Genomic DNA, 22,419 nt, shown 5'->3' with positions numbered 1-22,419 from the left:
TAAAGACCAAACAAATTTAGTTTTGTTACACTCTGATCATATTTTGAATATGGAATTGCCGTTTATGGCGTATAAATTGAGTTGTTAGAGATGTTCCGTGTGTCGAAATTTTAAGTCTTAGGATCCATTCTTTAATGGGAACCCTTCGGATATTCATAGCATTTCTGAAGAAGCATCAAATACGAATTGGATAGTTAAACTCAACTGAATCTGGAATTGAAGTACAGGAACAAAAAAAGCAGCATAATGATCGATTGCCGAAACTTAGTTTAACGCAAAAACCTTCTTAAGCAACGGGGATGCTCCCTTGGATGAAAACTAAATGGCATGCTAAAATAAGAATTCCTCATACTCCTACGTTACTTTAAAGAGGAAACCCCTTTCTGAACCTTAAAAACAGTTGCCTTGAAGATTAAAAAATTCTGGAAACGAATTTTAGTAGTACTGATCCTAGTGCCAATTTTGCTGGTAGGAGGGGGAATACTATATATTCAGAGCAACCAATCTGAAATTATTAAAGAGGAGATTTCAAAACTAAATAAGGAACATAAGGGCCTTATTAGCATTGGTGAAAGTGAATTGTCCCTTTTTGACAACTTCCCCTATATCTCCATAAAGGTGTATGATGTGCAAATCTTGGAAACAAAAAAGGACAATGCCCCCATCATCATGCAAGTGGAAGATATATACGTAGGTTTTAACCTTTGGGATATGGTAAAAGGAAATTACGATATTCAATCTTTACTTGTGGAGGAGGGCGTTTTCAATCTTGTAATCCATGAAAATAATACCACCAATATTCAAAATTCGCTAGCGAGTACCTCTGAAACAGAAACACCTTCCACCAACATTCATTTAAAAAAGATTCAATTCAAAAATCTAGATGTTCATACTTTGGATGAAGCCACGAATACCGATGTTGAAAAATTCATCTATGAGGGAACAGGGGGTTTTAACCGGAAAGATAGTATCATTGCGGGCCATATAGATACCAATTTTGAGTTGAATGTCATCAAAGATGGCGATACCACCTTTATCCATAAAAAACATTTTGAAGTGCATACGGATATGGTATTTAATGAAGACACGGGCATTCTTGAGATACAACCTTCAGGTATTCAAATGGAAAATGGGGATTTTGAATTGGAAGGGAGTATAGATATAAAAAATGATGTTGATCTAGATCTTTTTATAAAGGGAACAAAGCCCAATTTTGATATGCTCTTTGCTTTTGCTCCAACCGATGTAATACCCGTATTGGAGAAATACAAAAATGCAGGCGAAATTTATTTTAATGCACGTATTCAAGGACCTGCAAACAAAGGAAATAGACCCTTTATCAAGGCTGATTTTGGAGCTGGAAAGGCCTTTTTGGAAAATACAAATAGAGGAAAGAAGATCGATAATATGGGCTTCAACGGTCATTTTACCAATGGAAAAAACAGGAATGCAAGTACCATGGAATTTTCTCTGACCAATATGACGGCCTCTTTGGAAGAAGGAGAATTTAAAGGGGCCCTTTTTGTAAAGAATTTTGAATCCCCAGAAGTGGATATGAGGATAGACTCGAATTTCAATCTGGGTTTTATAGCGGATTTTTGTGAATTGGAGCAGGTACAAGAGGCTTCTGGACAAGTTTCGCTCAAAATGAACTTTCACGATATCATTGATATTGGGAAACCCGAAATGGTATTACAAAAATTCAATCAAGCCTACTTTGCAGAATTGCTCGTAAAAGACCTGAGTTTAGTCGCAAAAGAACTCCCTGCTCCGTTGCATGATCTGAATGCACATTTAGTAATGAATGGCACGGAAGCGACCCTAAACCAATTTGAATTGTTGATGGGAAATTCGGACCTATCCCTTAAAGGATATCTTTCGGACTTACCTGCAATTGTGCATCATACCAATATCCCTGTAGAAGCCCATTTGGATATTGCCTCCAAGAATTTGGATCTGGCGCAATTAACAGGTTTTTCAAAACAGGATACTGTCCAAATCGGAGTCGATGAACAAATAAAAGACCTGAGTTTGGGACTTTCTTTTAAGACTTCTGCGAAAGATTTTACGGCATCTCAATATCTCCCCAAAGGAGAATTCTTTATCGATAGCTTGTATGCAGACTTAAAACATTATCCGCATAAACTACATGATTTTCATGCCGATATATTGATCGATGACAACGATTTGGAAATCGTAGATTTTACAGGTTTTGTGGATGATAGTGATTTTCATTTTGATGGACGGATATATGAGTATGCCTTTTGGATGCAACCCCAGCTTAATGGGGATGTCAATTTAGATATCAATCTTACTTCCAATACCTTGAGACTGGAAGATGTCTTCTCGTACAAGGGGGAAAATTATGTTCCAAAAGAATACCGACATGAAACTTTTGATGATTTGGCACTGCATTTTACGTCCAGTATGCATTATAAAGATTCGGTCTTACATTCCATTGATTTGACGTTGGACAAATTGGATACAAAGATGAAATTGCATCCGCTTCGCTTTGATCACTTTAAAGGAAACATACATTATGAAGAGGAACACTTGGTCATAAATGACTTCCATGGGGAAATTGGGGCCACCAATTTTAATTTCGATTTGAATTACTATTTGGGAGAAGATCCACAAATAAGAAAAAGAGATAATTATTTCCAATTAAAGGCAAATTATATCGACTTTGACGCGCTTTTTAATTTTGATCTAAATGCCCCAAAATCGACAGAAAGTGTAGCTTCAAAAACTGCAGATGTAAAAGCACATGCAGATGCTTTTAATGTATATGAGTTGCCCTTTACGGATATGCAATTCAAGGCAGATATCGCTCATTTTATATACCATAGAATAGATCTTCAAAACATCAAAGCGGATCTAAGAACAACACCCGGTCATTACATTTATGTAGATACATTACAGATGGATGCTGCAGGGGGGAATATTCGATTAAATGGATATTTCAATGGGAGCGATCCAAAACATATCTATATGCAGCCAGATTTGGTCATGACCAATGTTGATTTGGATAAATTACTGTTCAAATTTGAAAATTTTGGGCAAGACCACCTCGTTTCAGAAAATTTGCAAGGGAAAATTACTTCTAGTATTAAAGGGAAAATTAGAGTATACCCAGATTTAGTGCCAGATTTGGACCAGTCTACCCTAGAAATGGATGTAAAAATATTGAATGGAAGACTAAAAAACTACAACCCCATGTTGGCCCTTTCAGATTATATGGGCGATAAAAACCTGAAGAACATTAAGTTTGATACCCTGCAAAATAGCTTGAATATAGAGAAAGGAAAGATTAATATTCCGGCAATGACGATCGAATCCACTTTAGGGCATATGGAATTATCCGGGACGCACGATAAAGATCAAAACATTGATTATTATTTGCGTATTCCCTGGAAAACGGTACGAAAAGCGGCCTGGCATAAATTATTTGGAAAGAAGAAAAATGAGGTCCTTAGTGAGGAGCAAGAGGATGAAATCGTAGAAGTGGATCCCAGCAAAAAAATAAAGTATCTCAATCTAAAGGTTAGGGGAAACATAGATGACTATAAGGTTTCTTTGGGCAAGAAAAAAGGAAGGTAATAGCAGTCCACGATCGAAACACTTGAGTGCTTGTCCAACGGACTATTAATTTCCATTTAATAACCAAATCAGCAATTTGATTACGTTCTTAAATAGTACTGAACCTTCGTATTTCACCGAACGTCCTATTTGTTATGTGCCGTGTTGTAACCCGTTTTATTTTATCTTTATTATTCATCCAAATTCCATTGCTCTACATCATCTAGCGGATTTGGCAATCTTCCTTCTAACCATTTTTTCAATGTCCCCGGTTTGAATTCTTTGTCCTTGGTTTCTATTACCCAAGAAAGAAAATCTCTTGGTCCGCCATTCATGTATGGTGCAGGAGAAACTGGATAAAAAACTGTCGGCAACCTTTCATTTATTGATAAGTAATTCACTACACAACCCAATTCTTGAACTACACTCCAAGCATATTCATTGTGAATATCTATTTGGAATTTAATCCACCAAAGTCCTTCTTCATCACTTCCTGTTGCTATTGGTGAATTTATTGCTGGAACTCTTTCTAAGTATTCAGTCAACGTTTTGAAAGCTCTTTCATCCATTCACTAATGGTTTTTTAATATCTTTTTTATTCGGTTTTCGGCAATTCTTAATCATATCTTTTTCACAAGAACCAAATTCAATAAAGTTCTTTCTTGCTTGAATTAAAGAAACCCTATTTGCTCCACTTTTGCAATCAGGTTCTTCAAATTGAATTGGATCATCTTCCCAAAAACAGATTGGACAAATTGAATATTGCAATCTTTCACTTTTTTTGAAAGTATTGTAATCACAACTCGGGCAATATTCGTCTAGTTCAATTTTCATGTCCGTTTTCTTATACATCGTTAGCCACTTTGCCTTATTTTTTTACGAACTCAGTTAGGTGTTCTCGAATATATTTAATTCGTAATTCACCTATATTTTCCTCATCTCCTAAGTCATAAAATTCATCATCAAGTTTATTTAATGAATTGTCTTTATAGGATTCACTAAAACTATCTAAACTTCCATCATCAAACTCTGCTAATCTCTTTTTATTTTCAGCATAAATTTTATTTGCACGTTGAGTTAACTCAGCATATTTTTCAGCTCCAAATGTTTTAAATCCAGTTTCTGCCATTTTTGCGAATTGACCACTGGAATTAAAGTAAAATTGATTAAATCCGCCATTATTAACTTCCCCTTCTAATACCCAAGTAGACCAAAATGATTGTTGCCTTTTAGATAGTTTTTTTATATTCTGAAATTCACTATCAAAGTCATTTTTTATGTTTTCATAAATATTGTCAAAAATAGCTTGTTCAAGATTCTCATCGGGTATACTATTAATAATCTTAGGTGTCAGGACCTTATAAATTTTTCGATTATTCCAGTCATCTAAAATCGCATCCATTTCTGTTTCTTCTTTAGATTTTTCAGATTGCTTTTTACATCCAAAAAAACCTAATATAGAGGATAAAATCATAATTGTAATTATCTTTTGACTCATTAGTTGGTTTGCATTGTGACTAAGGGTATCGGCTATGATTTCGGTGCATTTTTGGCGGCTTGGTGAGCGAAAGACGAAATCATTCCTTTTGGTGTTGTCTTTTTATTAAAAGTAGTAAATATTCTTTTTGGAAGGGTGTTAGCACGGAATTATAGCCATCCTAAGTTTATTTTCTAGTACACAGTTTCAATTAAAACAATTTCCTCATTCACTTTATCTATTAATTTTTCTACGCGTTTTTTTTGAAAATTATAACTTTTGATTTGTTTTTCAATTAAGTGGATTCTAAAATTGATATAATTCTGAAGCAGCTCTAGATAATCCGTATCCGTTTTATTCTTTGCGCTAAATTTTAATATCAAGTTATTAATGGTTTCCTTGTTTTGAGCTAGTATTGCGGCATCGATTGTTGTTTCAAAAAGTTTTGTTTGTCTGTAGTACACTAAAATGTCTTCTACGAGATAATTGCTTCTCAATAATTCTATTTGCCCTGATGATACAAGATTATCGATCACCGTGGTATTGGAACTAAACTTATATCCTGTAGTTAAAAAGTCGAAATCGCTAACACTGCCAGTCATGGACATAGCATAATTTGATAAGTTCATTTTTACCTCATTTAGGGTAGCTATAAGTAAACTGTCTTTACTCATAATCGACTCATAAAGTCTTTTGTCAGAGCCTAAATTTGTGGTAAGTCTGGTGAGATAGAGTATCTCCTTTTCTTCATTTTGAAAGGCAATATTCCAATTGTTGATCTTAACGGCAATTAGTATCCCTAGTACCACTAATAAAATCTCTCCAACGGCGTACTTAAAATACTTGTTAAGCTTTCCTATGGAAAGCAAATTTTGTCGAGTTTTTCTAAAAATCTTCATCGGTTATAGCATTATTGGTCGTAATGGAGCACAACGGTTTGTATATGAAAAGTGGCAAACTTCATTTGCAACACCCTTCAGTTAGAGGAAAGATAATAAAAAAGCCCAAAACCATAGGGGTTGGGCGAAGCAGCTATTTTTTATATAGGTTGTTCTGTGCATACGGGATTCAATAGTAATACTTTTTTGAAAATTGTCCATGCTATAGTATTAAACGTCCATTCCATGGTCACTTGCTTCGCCTCAAATTTGCAGGGTAACAAAAAACAAGAAGAAATGAAAATTACAGTCCCATTAAAATTAGCACTCCTGGTTTTTTTGCTAGGATTTACAATTCAAACATTTTCAAAATCTAAAAACACGCACATTATGAACAGTACAAAAAATGAAACTATCGGATTATTGGTAATTATGAAAGCAAAACAAGGAAAAGAGCAAGAGGTTAAAAAATTCTTGCTTGGTGGATTGGAATTTGTCAATCAAGAACCTCAAACCGTATCTTGGTTTGCTTTTCAGATAAATGAAAACACCTTTGGTATATACGATACTTTCGAAGTAGAAGAAGGTAGACAAGCGCATTTAAAAGGTAAAGTTGCGAAGGCATTATTAGCTAATGCTGGGGATTTATTAGAGAATTTTAATCCTAGCACAGATATTCAAACAATAGATGTAGTAGCCACTAATCATAAATCTGGGCTGCAAAACAAAGGCTTGTTTGTTACTATGAAATCTAAAGAAACAACGACAACAGATGTTGAGAATTTTCTTAATATAGGGAGACAATTAGTAAGTGAGGAGCCTGAGACCTTATCTTGGTATGCGATAAAAATAGATGCAACTACTTATGCAATCTTTGATACCTTTGTAGATGATTCAGGCAGAGATGCTCATTTAACAGGAAAAGTAGCAGCAGCACTTATGGAAAATGCCCCTGTTTTATTAGACGGTTTTGAAGCATCGGCAATTCAAAAAATAGATATTATAGCTTCGAAGTAATTCATATCTTTAGAAAGGGGTGTTTACTACACTCCTTTCTTTTTAATTGGTAATAGACAAGAAGAAATAAACAGGTATGGCTCAGATTATTGTAGATAAACAAAATGGCGAACTAGCCTTTAGATTGGAAAAGTTTGACCATCTTGATCAATTTGATCATTTGCAGAGAAAAAATTACTATTCCATTATTTTACTTAATGGAAGTAATTATAGGTTAAGTGTAGATCTTTCCAATTATGAATTGCAAGATTACCAAATGGTTTGCTTGTCGCCTTATCAGCCATTTATGATTTCTTCTGAAGCATCTTGTTCAGGCTGGTTATTAAATTTTCACCCTGACTTTTTTTGCACCTATCGTCATCAAAATGAAATTGAAACAGAAGGAATTCTATTTAACAATTTTCAGGGATTGCCACATTTTCAAATTTCTGAAGAAGCTCTGTTTTTTAATCTGATCGATCAAATTTGGAGAGAGATGGATAGAGATTCTATTGCTCAACATGAAGTTCTCGTGGCTTTTTTAAAGATATTTTTAATAGAAGCAGTGCGGCAGAAGAAACAATTTGATAAAGATATAATGCCTAAATTTTCTGATAGTCAATCTGAACTATTACAAAATTTAGTAGACTCCATCGAGAATAATTATTGCGAGTTACATTCTCCAAAAGAATATGCCGATGCTTTGTGTGTTAGCGCAAAAACCTTGGCGGGAATTGTAAAAAAGTATTTACAGCAAACACCTAGTTCTTTAATTTCCAATAGAATAATAATAGAAGCTAAACGCGAACTTTATTTAACCTCAAAACCTTTGAAACAAATTGCAGCAAATCTGGGTTACGATGATGAATTTTATTTTAGTAGGTTTTTCAAAAAGAAAGTAGGCGTGTCTCCAGATAATTATAGAAAGACAGTTGGTTTTGCTAAACTTGAAAAATTTTAATTGTAAGATTTTATTGAATTGCACATAACGTTTAATGTAAAAAGGGTTTTAATGCTGTTTTACATCTTGATGGCAATAGGTTTACCTTTTAAATAAGTCACAAAACCCCATCTAAATCTTGTCTCCCCACAATAGCCATTATTTCCACAGTATTATCGTTTACTTTGAAATAAATACTATCAACTCCACGGACACAACGTCGATACCCCTTTTTTATGTAATCCACAGATTCGAAAGAAAAGGGTCTTTGAGCTATAATATCGAAATATTCAAAAAATGAATGAAAGTAGATATCTGCTTGAGTGATTCCAAATTTTTTAATTCCGTAATGATGAATTCGAATCAAGTCATTTTTAGCCTCATTGCTTAATCGATATTTATTCATTTAACAACGACTTTGAATGCGCTAAAATATCTTCTTTACTGCTATTTGTAAATCCACTATTTTCAGCTTTCTCCAGTTTAGCACGAATCCAGTCAACTTGGACTTGTTGCTTTCGGGCTTGTCTAATCAAGTCATTTATCAATTCACTTTTACTTGAATATTCATTATTTTCTACTTGGGCTTTTAGCCATTCATCATTTGGTTTTGTAAAGGATATGCTTTGTCTAGCCATAATTTCATATTTGGTGTAAAATTACACCAAATATGAATCACCTCCAAATTATTACCAACGTATTTATATATGTTTAGTTGCGATTAGCGACTAAGATAGAAAATGGAAACGAGTCTGAGGGAAATTGGCAGAATTTTCCGATTCGTACATGCATACTCTAGCAATTAACTATACACATTATTGTACGTTCGTTATTTTTTGATTATTAAATCTGTTATTACTGACTTGAATTATTTCCTGATGTATAAATAGCTTGAAAGGGAGTTCCAAAATTTAATTCATTAGTGTTTGAGTACGGTATCGCCGTAATAACGTAGTGCTTACTATCAGTACATTTTTCATCTTCACATACAAATTCATAGTACACGTGATTATCTGAAACCCAAGTAAGTTGGTTTTGGTCATTTAAAAATGCATAATGCGGATTTTCATAATCCAATACTCCTTTTGAATTAAAATGATATACGTGACCCAAGATGATTACCTTTTTCCCTTTCTGAAGTAAATAATTCCAACCAAACCCATCTCCAGTAAAACAAGTTTGAAAACCGATTATCTTAAACGATTTATTAATTTTAAGATTAATTTTTTTGAATGGAAGCCAAAGGTGCCTTACTGGCGTCTCTTTCCATTTTCCACTCCATTCACCAGAGAATGTATTTAAAATACTTTGGACTTTTGAACCTTTGGAGTTGCTCTTGGATGGCTCCTTCAAAGGGTGTTTTAAATCTTGGTAATTAATGAGTTTCTGTTCAATCATTCGATTCAAATCAGATTGTTTCATATAATGGGAGGACTGATGAAAATTGAAGGATTCTATAGCACCTCTCTGGAAAAAGGATTCAAAATTTTCAGGTGTGATTCCATAGCGTTTCATTTGTTTAGAAAAGCCAAAAATTTCTTTGAAGTCCTTTGCTAACTGCTCCCTAAGCCTTTCAGAATCCAATGTGCTATTTAGAGTATCAAATTGATTACTCGAAAAACAGCTCATTAATATGATCAGCCCCTTGACATAGATTTTAGTAATCATAACGGATTTTTAAAGGGAGTGATTTTTTTAGTTTTTGGTAATTTCCACGCTATTCGTAAAATGAAGAGAAGAAGGATATTTTCAATAATGACAAAGAAAATATCATCCATATCAGCTGTTGGTAAGGTGCTTAGAAAACCAAGTGAAACAATTACAGCAGCAATAGTATTATACCATTTATTGGCCTCGTTTTTTAGTGTTCTTGACAAGAGTATCATAAGAATGGGAATCTGGGCTGCAAAACCATAAAGTAGAACGGTTTCTTCTGAAATATTTAAAGATGTCAGTTTATGTAAATACCCTTCACGTAAAAACTCATGCAGGTCTCTTACTATCATGTTGAACAGTATAACAATCCATAAGGTAGATAGTAGAACTCTTGGGTCTGTTTTTTTTGCGTTCATAATGAAATTGTTTTATAAGTTGTTAAGTGAAAACTTCTAATTTACTTGTGCTGATTTTTGAATGGTTGCAAATTTTAAATCATCTAATACGGCATTTGATTGCCCCCAATAATAACTATCATCGCTACCAGATATCAATTGAATAACAATGGTTACATAATTGTTCTTTTGGATTTCGTTTATATCCAAATGAAACCATTCAAATTGTGCTTCAGGCTCAGCTATGTTTAGGACTGTAGCATTTTTAGGAAGTGTATTGGGAATATCATCTATTGACTTTTTAGAAGAAAAAACTGCGATGCGTAGGGTATCCTTGGCAGTATCAATATCTGAGCCTGAAAATTTATAACGCCCAACCAATCGGAGGTTTTCTTTGTTTTCAGGAATTGAAAAACTTGTTATTATTGTATTGGTTTCTGCAGAGTAGGTTCTGTGTAATGCTAGCGCATTTCCGTTGGCATCTGGTAAATCATATTTGTACACAAAACCGCTTCCATCGCCTTGCCTGCTAGCCTCATTTTTTTGATGCTCTTTCCAGCCTACAGGTAAATCGTAATTGTACTTTTCAATTTGAATAGTTTCAAAATGATTAAAATCACCGTTAGGTATTTCCACTTGTGCTTCCAACGTAAAGGATGCTAAAATTGTTAATGTTATTATTTTAATTGAAGTGCCCATTATTTCTTTTTTATTGGATTAAACAATTAATACTTAGGCAAATATCATGGGAAGTGAATAGAGAGAAAATTTTAATATGCAATGCCTATACATATGTCTGCATAATCCTCTGTTCAATCTGCGAAATGATTGGACAGAATCTACGTAAAACACTAATTATCATCTGTTTTAAGTTCTATTGGACTTTGCGTCCAAAACCAGAATAGTGGGAAAATCATATTGAAATATGGGAGGTAATTGAAGTAACCTAAACCTTAAAAAGGCATACAGAAAAGATGGTAATACATACTTAAAAACGCTACCATTTGGTAGCGCTTATCAATTGAAAAAAATTAGCTTTATACGTTTCTGAAATGGGAATCAGTTGGCCCGAAATACGTATTCTATTTCTTTCTATGGAATCGATTTTACTTAAGGAAACCATATAGGATTTATGTACTCTACATACCAAGTTGGGCGGTATAATTTGTTCAAATTCTTTGAAATTTTGTAAAGTCATAATCCTTTTTTCAACAGTATGTATTCTGCGATAATCACGCATACCTTCAATGTACAGAATATCTTGAAGATTAATTTTTTCTAATCGATTCTCTGTCTTAACAAAAAGAAATTCAGGAGTAATGTTTGTCATTACTTTATCGAGATTGTCCAATGCTTTGTTGGCTGCTTGAAGAAATCTATTAAATGTAAACGGTTTTAGTAGATAATCAGTAACGTTGAGTTCATAGCTTTTAAGTGCATATTCTTGATAGGCCGTAGTAATAATTACTTGACTTTCTATTTTTGAGCTTTCCAGTAATTCTACACCAGTTAACTCGTCCATATTAATGTCCAGAAAAAGAACATCCACTTTGTTGGTTTTTAGATAAGCAAGACCATCTAGCGCATTGTCAAAAGTAGCAGATACCTCAAGAAAAGGAACTTTTTGAGTGAACTCTTTAGTTCTTTCGAGCGCCAATGGCTCGTCTTCTATGATGATACAGTTATATTGTTTCATTTGTGATACTGTTCTTTATAAAATTATTGACTGATCGTTAACTTGACAATGTATTGCTCGTTTTCTTTTTTTACTTTTAAATGGTGTTGTTCTGGATATAATAGATCCAGTCTTCTTTCAATAAGCGTATTGCCCAAACCACTATTTTTCTGGCTTAGTTTTCTCTTTGGATTAAATTTGTTTTCACATTCGAATATCACAGTGCTTTCATCTATAGCAATGTGAATAGTAATGGCATTATCTAGTTTTTTATTTGTGGTATGCTTAAAAGCATTTTCAATAAATGGCAAAAAAACCATTGGAGCAATAGTCTTGCCATTTGGTGAACCTTTAATTTTAAAATTGACATAATTAGAATTTACCGTTCTTATCTTCTGTAGCGCTATGTATTTCTCAATATATTCAAGTTCTTTAGACAGCAAAATTTTATCTGTTTTTGTCTCAAATAACATAAAACGCATAATATCAGATAATTTATTTAAGTAAGTAGAGGCCTCCGTTGCGTTTTTAAGAATTAGAATGTCAATATTGTTCAATGTATTGAACAGAAAGTGTGGGTCTAGTTGCGATTTAACCAAAGCCATTTCCATTTCGTGATTTTTTTGTTTTAATTCTTCTTTTAATTTTAATTCTTCATACCAGCTAATAAAGCCTTTGGTTACTAAACTCACAGTTCCAGTTACAAAGCAAACAAAAGAGCTGAAAATGAACCCAATGGTAATAGACTCTTCACGCTCTGTCAAGCTTTCTATTCCTAAGAAAATATAAATTAGAAGATGTCCGAACAACGCTGCTCCAACGGCAAACGAGAGTGAGTAAATAATAGTCGTTATAAACTTCTTTTTGCGAAATTTTGGAAATACAATAAAATAGAATAAATAATAAGAAATAACAGAGGGAATTACAGTAAAGTATAATACTCTTTCTGTTGTTTCATCTACAATAGCATTCTCCTCTCCTTCCAATGAAAGTACAACTAAAACAATTGTTAAGACGAAGTAGCATAACCAAAACCCAATATGTAACCCAACAATGATTGATTTTTTCACAATTTTAAAGTACTAAATAATTTTTAGCGAAAATCAATTTTTTCAGTATCAGCACAAAAAGTATTCTGTAAACAAGGAATATTTGTCTGCAAAATCTCTTGATTAAATCAACAACTAGAATAGGGCCTTGATAATCAAACACATAGGTGATAACAAAACCTTTGTTTTGAAAAAAGTCCGGATGGACCCTGCTAAAACCTGTTCTAGTAGGGGAGTTGAAAGGAAAAAGGGGAGGAGATCATGCGCTTAAGCGCCGTTCGGAAATTAGCCATGCTAAAAAAAAGAGACAGCCTTAACAACTGTCTCTCTTTGTACCTGAGATGGGAGTCGAACCCACACGTCCTAAGACACACGCCCCTCAAGCGTGCGCGTCTACCAATTCCGCCACCCAGGTATGGTCTGCAAATATAGAACCCTCTGGCGGATCAAAAAAATGATTTCTTAGGATATTTAATTTTACGCTATTATTTAAGGCTTGGCGTTAAAAAGGTTTGGCGGGGATGTTCCATGTTTTGGAAAGGAAGCCTCTCCGATCTTCGTCATAATAAAACAGTATGGTTTCCGGAATGTCAGGATTCATCGATCGGCATATAATACCGGGATAGGTTGCGACATAGGGCGTCATCTCCGGGATTTCATTAAAACCCCTGAATATTTCTTTGATCACATACTTGGATTCATCATCCCTCTGGGGAAGATCATAGGCATAGGTCTCCACAACTTCTTGCGCCGCATTGAATTCAAAGACCAAAAAACGCTGATTTCCGCTATTGCTTTGTAATACCATAGCCGTGAAACGGGAAATTTTACGCGATAAATCCGCATTTAAACTACGCTCCTCCCCAAAATTCAGTAAGGCATAGTACCTGCGTGTGACATAGCGCTGTTTGGGATTGAGCTGTTCATCGATCCGAAAAAAGTTATGGACGTTACCTGGAGATTGTAGACCAGCAAACCCCCATTGTTGTGCCTCTTTGTTCTTTTTCAGCACCTTTTTACTGCTTTGATTTCCCAAATAATTCTTGGATTTAAAATAATTGATCAAGGCTTTACGAATCCAAGGGGTCTTTAAGTTTATATTGTCCTGATTGCCATTTCCCAAGATGGCGGTGTACAATTCAAATTGATCTTCAGGAATCACATAGGAAGAATGCACGGCTCCTTCCGTAGCTCCCCAAAACGACTCGCTGTCCTTTTCTACCATGGCCGTGGATTTTTGTGCGTCAATCTCGTTGATCACTACCTGATCTCCGTAATATAGGGTGTCAATAATAGCATTGTTTGCACTATTGTCCCGCATATATAGGGTATCTGCCAAAACATAGTGATAGGTGTATTTTTTAAAAGGAAGTTTTTGATAATGATCCAAGCCCAATCCAATGGCAATGCAGACGGCCAAGATTCCTAAGGCAATACCTACCATTTTTAAAATGGCCTTGTATTTTTGCCAGAGGTATGCCTTTCTATTTTGATGGAAAGATTTATAGCATTTCTGTGCAGAAAACTCTAAGGAGCGTTCCAAGGCCTCCAGTAAAAGAGCTTGTTCGTTTTTGACGATGGCTTCTTCTACGGCCGCTTGTAACGAACTGCTCAAGGGTTTTTTGCTGACGGTCTCTACACAGTAGGATACAAACTTTCTGAATTGGCCGGGATTTCCCAATTTATGAACGATGTTTTCCAATTTTTTTTGATGGGCCATGCTAGTGCTCTAATTATGGTATGTGATTATTTACCCGCGCGTTGTCTTCCTCTTTCATTTACAATTCCCAATAAAAACTCATAGGGAATTTCCACATAGTCCACACCTCCTTTTTCCAAATACCTACAGGAAAAACCATAGCGGTCCTCTGTGGTGTGCAATTCAAAATAGGTAGTGCCAAAATCTTGTAAATAGCGTGAGGTCATATTGTTGTAAAATATGCGATGAAAATTTTTCTTGTCTACTCCCGATTCTATAGAAAAAGTGGCTTTGTCTGTCCAGCTACTGGTATCTATTTTAAGTTTATCGGTCCATCCAATTTCATTGATCAAAAATTTTAAGGTATCTAATTTTACGGTTCCCATATGCCTTGCCTTATCCAAAGTATCTTTTTTTTGTGTCAGGATATCGTCGCCTGAACTTCCATTGGAACGATTTTCAGAGGCGAAAATAAAAGACGCCGTACCGATAAGCACGATTAATACGAGGATTGGAAGTTGTAATTTCTTCCAATACTGCAAGAGTGTGGAGTCTTGTTTTTTAGTTTGTTTCGACATTGAAATATTTTTTAAAACCGCTATTGTTTTCCTCTACTTCGTTAATGATGGATTTTAAGAGTCCGGAGGGCTGATTGCCACATTCATAACAGGTGAAATAGAAAACGTATAATTTGTTATAGGGGAGCTGTTCATAGTTGATTTCTGCCAAATCGTTCTGACTGATCACAAACAACAATAATTTGTTACTGGCCCTGTTGTTTCTTCGGGTCTCAAAATTGATGGTTCCCGTTTTGGCGTAGTAATGATATTTGGTATCCTCCTTGAGCAGTCCGCTAAGACTTTGTAAGGTGCCTTCTTTTATCACATCTTCCAGACTCTGGATCAATTCCGGATAATAAAAATTTTCATAGTAGGTCTTGGCATCGCCCCATGAGGCCTTGTCCACTTCAAAGGGAATAAAATTCAGCGGTTTCCCGCTATCATCCAAGCTTAAGCTAAAGGCTTTGTTCATGCTCAGAAGCCGTCCGCCCATTTCCGCCATTTTAATAGGAGTAACTACAACGGGAAATCCTCCCAAGGTACTTTGCTTTATAGACCGATTAAAACTGGAGCGTTGCTCTCGGTCATCATGGATAAAGGAGGAAACCTCCGGATAGCTAAAGCTCTTGAATTCTGTATAATTATTGTCGTAGATACTGGGGCCGGTTGGCGCATCAATATTCACATGGTTGGCTCTGTTATCTTCCTTGGGCCAGGACACATTGAGGTTAAAATTGGTCCGTAAACCCTCTGCCAATATGGAATTGGTATTCCCAAAATAGTCTTTGTCCCCTTCACTGGACGAAGGCCAATGGGCAGGGTTAAAGGTGAAAGGGCCTTCGCCACGGTAATTAAAACTAGGGAAGTACGGTTCTTTTTTGGATAAAGGGCTTAGGATGTTATCCACTTGTTGTTGCAGGGTACTTTTGGTATAGGAACCTAGAAACATCACCAAAGAATGATACATATTAGAGGAACGAATCATATAGTCTTTATTGTCAAGACCTATTTTATCTAGCTTTTGAAGTTTCCAGGGGGTAATGGACTTTCCTCCAAACTTGGACACTCGTCCTTCTCCATCCAATAGGGAATTTGCCATTTCATCGGTCATGTCATTCAGGGTCAAGGATTCCCAGTTGAAATTGTATTGTGAGGTGGTCGCTGCATACATAATGGGTTTGATGGAAGACCCTGGGCCTATCCGGGTAGAAAACAGGTTAAGGTTGCCTTTTTCATCCCTTCCCGAACTAGGGCGCTGTATGGCATAAGATTCCTTTCTGAACTTCAGTAAACCCTTAAGGTCGTTGGGGTTAAGACGGGATTTTTGAACATGATCTACGATGGCCCGAATACGCCCATTACCGTCTAAGATGGAAACCGAGAATTTCTGATTGCTCCACCTTCTCCTTTTGGCATATTCCTTTACGATTCCCGAAATGTTTTTGGTGAGATCGTAATCGATGCTCACCCGCAGGCTATCTCTTGAAAAGGTTTTGGAAGCATATACCGTTTGGGCGGCATTGGCATAGTTATAGGCCCAAATAAAATCTTCCCCCAAAGGATAAAAGAAACGTTGTTTTCCGTTGAGCCAGAGATTACGCATTAGATAATTATTTTCTTCCCGTACCAGTTTATATTGTTTGGAAGTGTCCTTATAATCATAAACATTTACAAAATCATTGGGAATGATCTTTAAGGCAAAACCTTCTATTTTCTGCTCATAAGATGAATAGTTTGTGGCATTGTTCAAAATTTTAAATTTCCCTTGCTCTTCCTTAGTGGCCGTTCTTTTTCTGCTCAAAAGAAGGGCCATTTCTTTTTCTTCCAACCATCCCCCGGGAATGACGGTCAGTTGATGGTTCTTAATGTTTTGTCGGTCCGTAATGGCATCAAAGTCGGAGATAAAGGCGTCATTGGCAATGGGAATACTTTTGTCATTGGCGGTATTTACCAATTCAAACCGCAGATCTTTTTTTGCAGCGTACAAATGTCCCAACCACCTATTCTGTTGATCTTCGGGAGGCTGTATTAAGTAGTATTGTTCATTGATGGACAATTGCAACACTCCGTTTTTCACAATAAGGTGCAATATTTCACTAGGATTGTTTTTGTCTTTCAGATCTTTGGAAAAATAGTTGTAAATACTGCTCACAAAGGGGCGATCGCTAATGTTTTCTGGGTTGACATTGGTACTCAGTTGCGAATTGCCCAGATACTCGTTAAAGCCACTGATAAAATTATTCAAGGAGTCCGGGACGGCATAAAAAGCACTGATTTTTTCCGGATCAAAATTAGGCCTATAGTATTGGCTTTCCGTATCGACCAGAGAATCTTGGTATACTCCTAAACGTTTGTTCAGAAAATCTACCCGTTCTTTGACCACTTTAATGGTCGGGTCGATATTAAAGAGATTCTCCGCTAAAATATTATTCTGATTCTTCAGGAAATAGCCGGTAAGGACGATGCCCAAAATAGGAATGACCAAAGCGTATTTATGGGTTCTTTTTCTTGGAATAAGTTCCCCCTCCTTTAATCGCTCGTTGGAAATGATCAGAATGAGAAAGAGTAAAAAAGGAAGGAATAAAGTCAGCTTACTGGTGATACTTAAAAAGGGGAAGTCCTGTCCAAAAAAGATAAATCGGTTTGTGGCGGTAAGCCAAACAAAAAAGCCAATGGTGAACAAGAGCACAATAGCATCAAAGCCAAGGCGACTGTAAGAGGATTGGGCGTAAAATTTTTGAAAATAGAGCACGATCAAGAGCATAAAAAGCGCAATGAGCCCCAAAACCATAACTTCGCTATGTTCGGCAATAATATAACGTGTAAGGACAACATCCCTGGTCTGGGTGGTATAGCCCGATCCCTTGTTGAAATGGGGCTTTAAGGAAAAATACCCTCTTTTTTTAGCCTCATCTTCAATGGCCGTATCTTTCTTTAGATAGGCATTGATGAACCATTGGTTTTGCCCCGCCTGAAGAATTTGATTCACTTCCGAAGATTTGAATTTTTCTTGTTGAATGAGACTGTCAATGGGCGTATGATGTATTTTGGCCCGATACTTCACATAGTTAAACCGGGATAGTTTATCGGGAAATCCGTGATGATATCCCAGAATACCCCCAGCGAGAATTCCAATCAGGAACAAGCCCGAAAACAAACGGAAACCTAATTTCTTAGGACGATCAACCCTCCCGATGATTACGAGAAGGCCCGCAAGAATACCTAGGGCAATGATGAGAAGTACTATATAGGTAATTTCTTTGTTATCAATGGCATTACTGATGAGGTTGCTCCCAAAACGGATGACTCCAAAAAAGAGAATTGCCGCTATGACCGCTTTTATCATATGTTTCCTGGAAGGAGATTTGGTCAGGAATACCTTTAAAAACTCTTTTAAGCACACAAAGAGAAAAAAGATGATTCCAAAACCGGAATCTGCTATGGCCAGCCAACCTACGGCAATGAGGGTGTTGAAAATTTGAAAAGGCTCAAAGCCCCAAAGTTTCTCGGTATCCTTTCTATTGTGAAAATTTAAAATACTCACTAAAAAATAGAGGCTAACGGGCAGGAAAATATTGAAGATTCTGGACAAGCTCCCGGAGGTGACAAATTGCGTCAAGGCTAGCGCTACATACACAAGCATGTATTTCCAAAAGGGTACTTTTTTCCAGTAAGCGGTAATGGTTTCCCATTTTTTGGAGAACCAATCGGTAGTCCTAAAAAAGAAAATACCCAAACGGATGACGAAAAAGGCTACGGTCCAGATTACCGTAAAATGAAACCACTTGATACTGCGTAAGGTATCCTCGTATTCGTATTTTCCAATATCTTCTATGGGAACAAAGGTGCTAATGCGCCACTGTAGGATAATACGAACCATAAGAAACACAAAAATGGCAATGTAGGCTGCAATCTCTACCAGACTGATCTTATCGGTCCCCACCACATTGATCACCACCAATACCAAGAAGATATACAGAATAATAAAGCCGTATAATTTTGTCTGGGTCAAGGCATTCGACTCCCGCAAATTGGTTACTTGGAAGATCCACCGCAAATTACTCTCCTTATTTTTAGAGGAGAGAAAGAAGGCTTCGTCCGAAGATGCGGTAATTAGACTTCCATTGGTCTGCGGAAGACTTTCATCATACTGATCATTGATATGAAAACTGATGGACTTTTCAGGGCTTCCCTTGTTATAGCGAATACTGGCCATACAATGGTTTTTATTCAAGCTATTTTCAAATAGGGGAAAGTAATATCCGCCATCCAGAGAGTTTTGAATAACTTCATCTAAAGAGGAAGAAATAAAGAGCAGATTCTTCCTGTCGTTTTTCAATCGAAATTTTTGGGGAAAATCAAAGACAAGTTTGGTGTGCAGGTCATTGATATTCGTATAATCTTCTTCCTGATGAAGATAAAGTTTTTCTGTGGCCGTCTTTCCTAGGCCTACATAGAATCTACGATCATGGGGCAGGTCATGGGTAAAAGCCGTATTAAGATCTGCATTGGCCAATGACTGTTGTCCATTGGATATTTGAATGTTGGGATTGGAGGCAAAATTTCTTCCCGGAAAAAAATAAAGGGCATTGTCCGCTCCCAATCCGGCCGATTTGGGCCTGTGGATGGCTCTAATGAGATAACTGCCCTCAAATAGTTCCAGTAACTGTCCCAAATTATTGAAATTTCCTTGGGCCAAAAGATCGGTAAAAGGATAGCCTTGAAATATTTTTTTATCAAATTCTATTTCCTTCAAATCCGCGGCATTTACCCCAATACGATAACGCGCCTTGGAAATTTCATTGGTCAGGGCATCAGCAATTTCAAAATGGAGGATAGAAGTGCCAGACTCCTTTACTTGGAATCCTGTTGAGATATCTAAATTGTAGCTATTATTGACCAGCTTAAAATGTGTGGGCCGCTCTTGGGATTCCTGCACGTAAAAAGGTTCGTAAAAATCCTGGATATGCAATTGTGCAGTGTCCTTGTTTTTATTTTTCAAGGAAACCACTCCTTTTTTATCGTCCCATAAGGCATAAAGCGAATCTTTGTCATTCACCAGCTTGATGGAATCGCGATAGTCAAAACCCAGATGCTCCAGCACATGGTAATCGCTATTGTCAAAAATACCGTCTTTCTGGTTTGGAAATGTATAATGATTCACCAGAAATAGGCCCATGATGCCCAGCGTTAAAAAAATGGAAGCCGTAAAACTTCGAAGCGAATCGCTCTTTTCCCGAAGTAGGAAAAGGAGAATCCCAATGAGAATGATGGAAAACAAAATCAACCCATTAAAAGTATCCACGAAGACAATGCTTAAAATAAGAAAGATTGCCCAACCCGAATTAATGCCTAATTGGAACGTATCAATTTTTCTCATCGGTAGTGTCATTTAAGCTTTCAGGGTTAATATAAACCCCATTGAACAATAGATCATCTAATTTTTTAATTCCAACCTGTTGTGCCAATTTCAGGATATGTCGCACTTCAATGGGCGTGGTCCTGTAATTTTTGGTGATGACATCATAGGCTTCCGAAGACAGGTCATGAATACTGTTTCCTTCCAAAATCAGGCCAAAGTTGATATCAGCCCCATCGGTCTTGGGCAGGGCCAACTTAATTTTTACATAATCCAGAATGTGAAAAGTAATGCTGAACAGGGTTTCAAAGAACCATATTCGATCCTCTTCTTCCAGGACTTGGGAGGATTCCAACTTGGTCAACAAACCGTGATAGCGCTGATGAAATTGTAACAAATATTGGTTTTCTGTTTCGTAATTCAAGGTCGCTTTGGAAGTGAGGTTCCAATAGGGGCGCAATTCTTTTTCAATGAAATCGTCCAATTGAAAATGAGGCAATGCTATTTCCTTTGGTTTTAATTCATTGTAATTGGACCGTATAGTTTCTATAAGCTCAGCGGTATCCAAGGGCCCCTCTTTTTCTTCGGCCTGCTGCAAGGCTTCAAAAAAGGAATGAAAGAGGCCGGCTTTCAGGATTTCAACAGACAATAAGCATGGATCATGTGCTATTCCGGGAACCAAAGCCTGTAGTTTTTGGAAAAGCAGCTGTAGATGTAGCAATACATCCTTCGTGAAAAAACCAGCTTCCAAGGAATCATTTTTGGTCGAAAGAAATTCCGAAAGATCATTTAGCCCTGGAATCAGATTTGTGGTCTCCTTAAACGTATGCAGTGCTTTTTCCTCTACTTGAAACAGGGATAGCAGTTCCAGTATTTTTGAAGAATGTTCCAAAGTTCTGGACGTTGTAAAAAGAGCCTCTATTTTTTCTGAAAAACCGGAAAAGCTATCGGTCTTTGTATGCGCAATGAATTGTGCAGCCCTTTTTTCCAGCGCACTGAGCGTTTCCAAACGTGCTTTTAATTTCTTTATGGGCGCTTCTCCGTTTCCACCATCGCTATAAAACAATTCCAAACTTCTAAGCATGAGCACATCCAGATCTTTCTCCTTAGCACTGTTGTTTTGGAGCATTTTCTTTTGTTCTATAAAAGTAGCCATGGATCCTATTTTAGAAGCACTGTGGATAAGGCCATTCGTATTCAAATAGTTCTTCAGAACCTGGAGCATCGTCAATTCATCTTCAGAATTTTCAAGTTGATCTACCAGATCCATGTGCTGCAAGACGATTTTTTTGTGTGCCTCATTCTCCGGGCCCCCTTGGGTTGCATAGGCTATTTCGCGTTTTATCTGATCTAACCTTGCCTTGTATTCCTGGGATAATCGGTGTTCTCCCTCAATAGGTTCGCCTTTTTGGAGTTTTGCGATTTCATCTATGCTCAGACGACTTTTTTGCCTTTGAAGAAATCGAAAGGAAAGAAAGCCTAGGGCCAAGATCAGAAGCGCCATGATGGCATAAAGCCATACTTCTCGGGGCGAAGCCGTATTTTCTTGTTCGGGCGGTATAGGTTCTACAATGGGGCTGGCCGTTTTAAGCCTAATGGTTCTAGCAATGGAATCCACGGCAATGACCTTGGAGTCCCTAACATAAATATAATGCAACTGCCCTTGATCAATGTAGAGATGATATTTGGCATCACTTTTTACATAGGCGATGAGGGCAGAGGCAATGGCATCACGGAGGGGAAGGGACCTCCATCTAAGGTTAATATTACTGCCAATTCTGGAAATATTTAATTGGTTCAATACTTCCGTATAACTCCAGCCTTGAATGTCATCTTTTAAATCATCGTATTTTTTCTGATCATTAAAAGTTAATTGGGGAAAAAACATATTGATGGCCCTATCAAAATCATGAACGGAAACAATGGAATCATAGGGAAAGCTTGTAGAACCGTCAATATCACTAGCGGTTCGGGGGCTAAAATCAATACTGTAATTCCCAATATAGAGCTTGGAGGAATCGGCTTTTATAAGGGGATAGGCCGTTTGTTCTTGCCCATATGATTTGGGAAGATACATTAGAAACAGCAACAGTACGGTATGGCGAATAAGCGCTAGCCTAGGATTGGAATTAAAACTCCTTTTCATGCTGGTTTTT

At 36.7% G+C, this 22,419-nt stretch carries 18 protein-coding genes and 1 tRNA gene; 3 read left to right on the top strand and 16 right to left on the bottom strand.

The genetic code is table 11. The features are described 5' to 3' along the window. The first annotated feature begins 405 nt into the window (after nucleotides 1–405). Entirely contained in the window at nucleotides 406–3,600 is a 3,195-nt protein-coding gene (locus tag ACEXOE_RS00440; protein WP_394746745.1) for an AsmA-like C-terminal region-containing protein, read from the top strand. Between the two features lie 170 nt (nucleotides 3,601–3,770). On the opposite strand, the gene ACEXOE_RS00435 is transcribed toward ACEXOE_RS00440, so the two are convergent. The 4 genes from ACEXOE_RS00435 to ACEXOE_RS00420 all read right to left on the bottom strand — a co-directional run bounded on the left by ACEXOE_RS00435 (nucleotide 3,771) and on the right by ACEXOE_RS00420 (nucleotide 5,955). Further along, on the bottom strand, nucleotides 3,771–4,148 hold the full coding sequence (locus ACEXOE_RS00435) for a hypothetical protein (protein WP_394746744.1): 378 nt from the start codon (nucleotides 4,146–4,148) through the stop codon (nucleotides 3,771–3,773). Beyond that, a complete protein-coding gene (locus tag ACEXOE_RS00430; protein ID WP_394746743.1) occupies nucleotides 4,141–4,413 on the bottom strand; it encodes a CPCC family cysteine-rich protein in 273 nt (90 codons plus the stop codon). The genes ACEXOE_RS00435 and ACEXOE_RS00430 overlap by 8 nt, the downstream gene beginning before the upstream one ends. Nucleotides 4,414–4,447: 34 nt before the next feature. Continuing rightward, nucleotides 4,448–5,077, bottom strand: a complete 630-nt coding sequence (locus tag ACEXOE_RS00425; RefSeq protein ID WP_394746742.1) for a DMP19 family protein — start codon at nucleotides 5,075–5,077, stop codon at nucleotides 4,448–4,450. Nucleotides 5,078–5,250: 173 nt separating this feature from the next. After that, a complete protein-coding gene (locus tag ACEXOE_RS00420) occupies nucleotides 5,251–5,955 on the bottom strand; it encodes a DUF6090 family protein (RefSeq protein ID WP_394746741.1) in 705 nt (234 codons plus the stop codon). A 120-nt stretch (nucleotides 5,956–6,075) separates the two neighbouring features. Here ACEXOE_RS00420 and ACEXOE_RS23735 point away from each other — a divergent pair, with 120 nt between their 5' ends. Both ACEXOE_RS23735 and ACEXOE_RS00410 read left to right on the top strand, forming a co-directional pair. Continuing rightward, on the top strand, nucleotides 6,076–6,951 hold the full coding sequence (locus ACEXOE_RS23735; RefSeq protein ID WP_449619011.1) for a putative quinol monooxygenase: 876 nt from the start codon (nucleotides 6,076–6,078) through the stop codon (nucleotides 6,949–6,951). Between the two features lie 76 nt (nucleotides 6,952–7,027). Beyond that, nucleotides 7,028–7,891: a helix-turn-helix domain-containing protein gene (locus ACEXOE_RS00410; protein ID WP_394746740.1), complete on the top strand. Its 864-nt coding sequence runs from the start codon at nucleotides 7,028–7,030 to the stop codon at nucleotides 7,889–7,891. A 97-nt stretch (nucleotides 7,892–7,988) separates the two neighbouring features. Here the strand turns inward: ACEXOE_RS00410 and ACEXOE_RS00405 are convergent, their stop codons facing one another. The 12 genes from ACEXOE_RS00405 to ACEXOE_RS00350 form a co-directional block, all read right to left on the bottom strand. Continuing rightward, the gene (locus ACEXOE_RS00405) at nucleotides 7,989–8,276 is read right to left on the bottom strand and encodes a type II toxin-antitoxin system RelE/ParE family toxin (RefSeq protein ID WP_394746739.1); all 288 of its coding nucleotides are present in this window, start codon (nucleotides 8,274–8,276) and stop codon (nucleotides 7,989–7,991) included. Further along, nucleotides 8,269–8,508 carry a ribbon-helix-helix domain-containing protein gene (locus ACEXOE_RS00400; RefSeq protein WP_394746738.1) on the bottom strand — a complete coding sequence of 80 codons (240 nt, stop codon included), beginning with the start codon at nucleotides 8,506–8,508 and terminating at the stop codon, nucleotides 8,269–8,271. The genes ACEXOE_RS00405 and ACEXOE_RS00400 overlap by 8 nt, the downstream gene beginning before the upstream one ends. 217 nt (nucleotides 8,509–8,725) lie before the next feature. Then, entirely contained in the window at nucleotides 8,726–9,538 is an 813-nt protein-coding gene (locus ACEXOE_RS00395) for a hypothetical protein (protein WP_394746737.1), read from the bottom strand. After that, nucleotides 9,535–9,942 (bottom strand): DUF6326 family protein, encoded by a 408-nt coding sequence (locus ACEXOE_RS00390; protein WP_394746736.1) that lies wholly within the window; start codon nucleotides 9,940–9,942, stop codon nucleotides 9,535–9,537. The genes ACEXOE_RS00395 and ACEXOE_RS00390 overlap by 4 nt, the downstream gene beginning before the upstream one ends. 36 nt (nucleotides 9,943–9,978) lie before the next feature. Continuing rightward, on the bottom strand, nucleotides 9,979–10,620 hold the full coding sequence (locus tag ACEXOE_RS00385; RefSeq protein WP_394746735.1) for a hypothetical protein: 642 nt from the start codon (nucleotides 10,618–10,620) through the stop codon (nucleotides 9,979–9,981). A 298-nt stretch (nucleotides 10,621–10,918) separates the two neighbouring features. Next, nucleotides 10,919–11,617, bottom strand: coding sequence for a LytR/AlgR family response regulator transcription factor (locus ACEXOE_RS00380; protein ID WP_394746734.1), 699 nt, complete (start codon nucleotides 11,615–11,617; stop codon nucleotides 10,919–10,921). A 23-nt stretch (nucleotides 11,618–11,640) separates the two neighbouring features. Further along, nucleotides 11,641–12,666 (bottom strand): sensor histidine kinase, encoded by a 1,026-nt coding sequence (locus ACEXOE_RS00375; RefSeq protein WP_394746733.1) that lies wholly within the window; start codon nucleotides 12,664–12,666, stop codon nucleotides 11,641–11,643. 312 nt (nucleotides 12,667–12,978) lie between these two features. Beyond that, a tRNA-Leu gene (locus tag ACEXOE_RS00370) sits at nucleotides 12,979–13,060 on the bottom strand. Between the two features lie 87 nt (nucleotides 13,061–13,147). Next, nucleotides 13,148–14,365 carry a hypothetical protein gene (locus tag ACEXOE_RS00365; protein WP_394746732.1) on the bottom strand — a complete coding sequence of 406 codons (1,218 nt, stop codon included), beginning with the start codon at nucleotides 14,363–14,365 and terminating at the stop codon, nucleotides 13,148–13,150. A gap of 26 nt (nucleotides 14,366–14,391) precedes the next feature. Next, nucleotides 14,392–14,922, bottom strand: coding sequence for a hypothetical protein (locus ACEXOE_RS00360; protein ID WP_394746731.1), 531 nt, complete (start codon nucleotides 14,920–14,922; stop codon nucleotides 14,392–14,394). Further along, nucleotides 14,906–20,284, bottom strand: coding sequence for an SLC5/6 family protein (locus ACEXOE_RS00355; protein ID WP_394746730.1), 5,379 nt, complete (start codon nucleotides 20,282–20,284; stop codon nucleotides 14,906–14,908). The genes ACEXOE_RS00360 and ACEXOE_RS00355 overlap by 17 nt, the downstream gene beginning before the upstream one ends. Beyond that, entirely contained in the window at nucleotides 20,271–22,409 is a 2,139-nt protein-coding gene (locus tag ACEXOE_RS00350) for a hypothetical protein (RefSeq protein ID WP_394746729.1), read from the bottom strand. The genes ACEXOE_RS00355 and ACEXOE_RS00350 overlap by 14 nt, the downstream gene beginning before the upstream one ends. Between the last annotated feature and the right edge of the window lie 10 nt (nucleotides 22,410–22,419).

The sequence above is a fragment of the Spongiimicrobium salis genome (genome assembly GCF_043678055.1).
GTDB lineage: Bacteria > Bacteroidota > Bacteroidia > Flavobacteriales > Flavobacteriaceae > Spongiimicrobium > Spongiimicrobium salis.
This window is presented reverse-complemented; position numbering and strand designations above follow the sequence as displayed.

Coding starts and splice junctions, on each gene's coding strand:
- ACEXOE_RS00435 (WP_394746744.1), bottom strand. CDS start 4,148: ATGGATGAAAGAGCTTTCAAAACGTTGACTGAATACTTAGAAAGAGTT.
- ACEXOE_RS00430 (WP_394746743.1), bottom strand. CDS start 4,413: ATGAAAATTGAACTAGACGAATATTGCCCGAGTTGTGATTACAATACT.
- ACEXOE_RS00425 (WP_394746742.1), bottom strand. CDS start 5,077: ATGAGTCAAAAGATAATTACAATTATGATTTTATCCTCTATATTAGGT.
- ACEXOE_RS00420 (WP_394746741.1), bottom strand. CDS start 5,955: ATGAAGATTTTTAGAAAAACTCGACAAAATTTGCTTTCCATAGGAAAG.
- ACEXOE_RS00410 (WP_394746740.1), top strand. CDS start 7,028: ATGGCTCAGATTATTGTAGATAAACAAAATGGCGAACTAGCCTTTAGA.
- ACEXOE_RS00405 (WP_394746739.1), bottom strand. CDS start 8,276: ATGAATAAATATCGATTAAGCAATGAGGCTAAAAATGACTTGATTCGA.
- ACEXOE_RS00400 (WP_394746738.1), bottom strand. CDS start 8,508: ATGGCTAGACAAAGCATATCCTTTACAAAACCAAATGATGAATGGCTA.
- ACEXOE_RS00395 (WP_394746737.1), bottom strand. CDS start 9,538: ATGATTACTAAAATCTATGTCAAGGGGCTGATCATATTAATGAGCTGT.
- ACEXOE_RS00390 (WP_394746736.1), bottom strand. CDS start 9,942: ATGAACGCAAAAAAAACAGACCCAAGAGTTCTACTATCTACCTTATGG.
- ACEXOE_RS00385 (WP_394746735.1), bottom strand. CDS start 10,620: ATGGGCACTTCAATTAAAATAATAACATTAACAATTTTAGCATCCTTT.
- ACEXOE_RS00380 (WP_394746734.1), bottom strand. CDS start 11,617: ATGAAACAATATAACTGTATCATCATAGAAGACGAGCCATTGGCGCTC.
- ACEXOE_RS00365 (WP_394746732.1), bottom strand. CDS start 14,365: ATGGCCCATCAAAAAAAATTGGAAAACATCGTTCATAAATTGGGAAAT.
- ACEXOE_RS00360 (WP_394746731.1), bottom strand. CDS start 14,922: ATGTCGAAACAAACTAAAAAACAAGACTCCACACTCTTGCAGTATTGG.
- ACEXOE_RS00355 (WP_394746730.1), bottom strand. CDS start 20,284: ATGAGAAAAATTGATACGTTCCAATTAGGCATTAATTCGGGTTGGGCA.
- ACEXOE_RS00350 (WP_394746729.1), bottom strand. CDS start 22,409: ATGAAAAGGAGTTTTAATTCCAATCCTAGGCTAGCGCTTATTCGCCAT.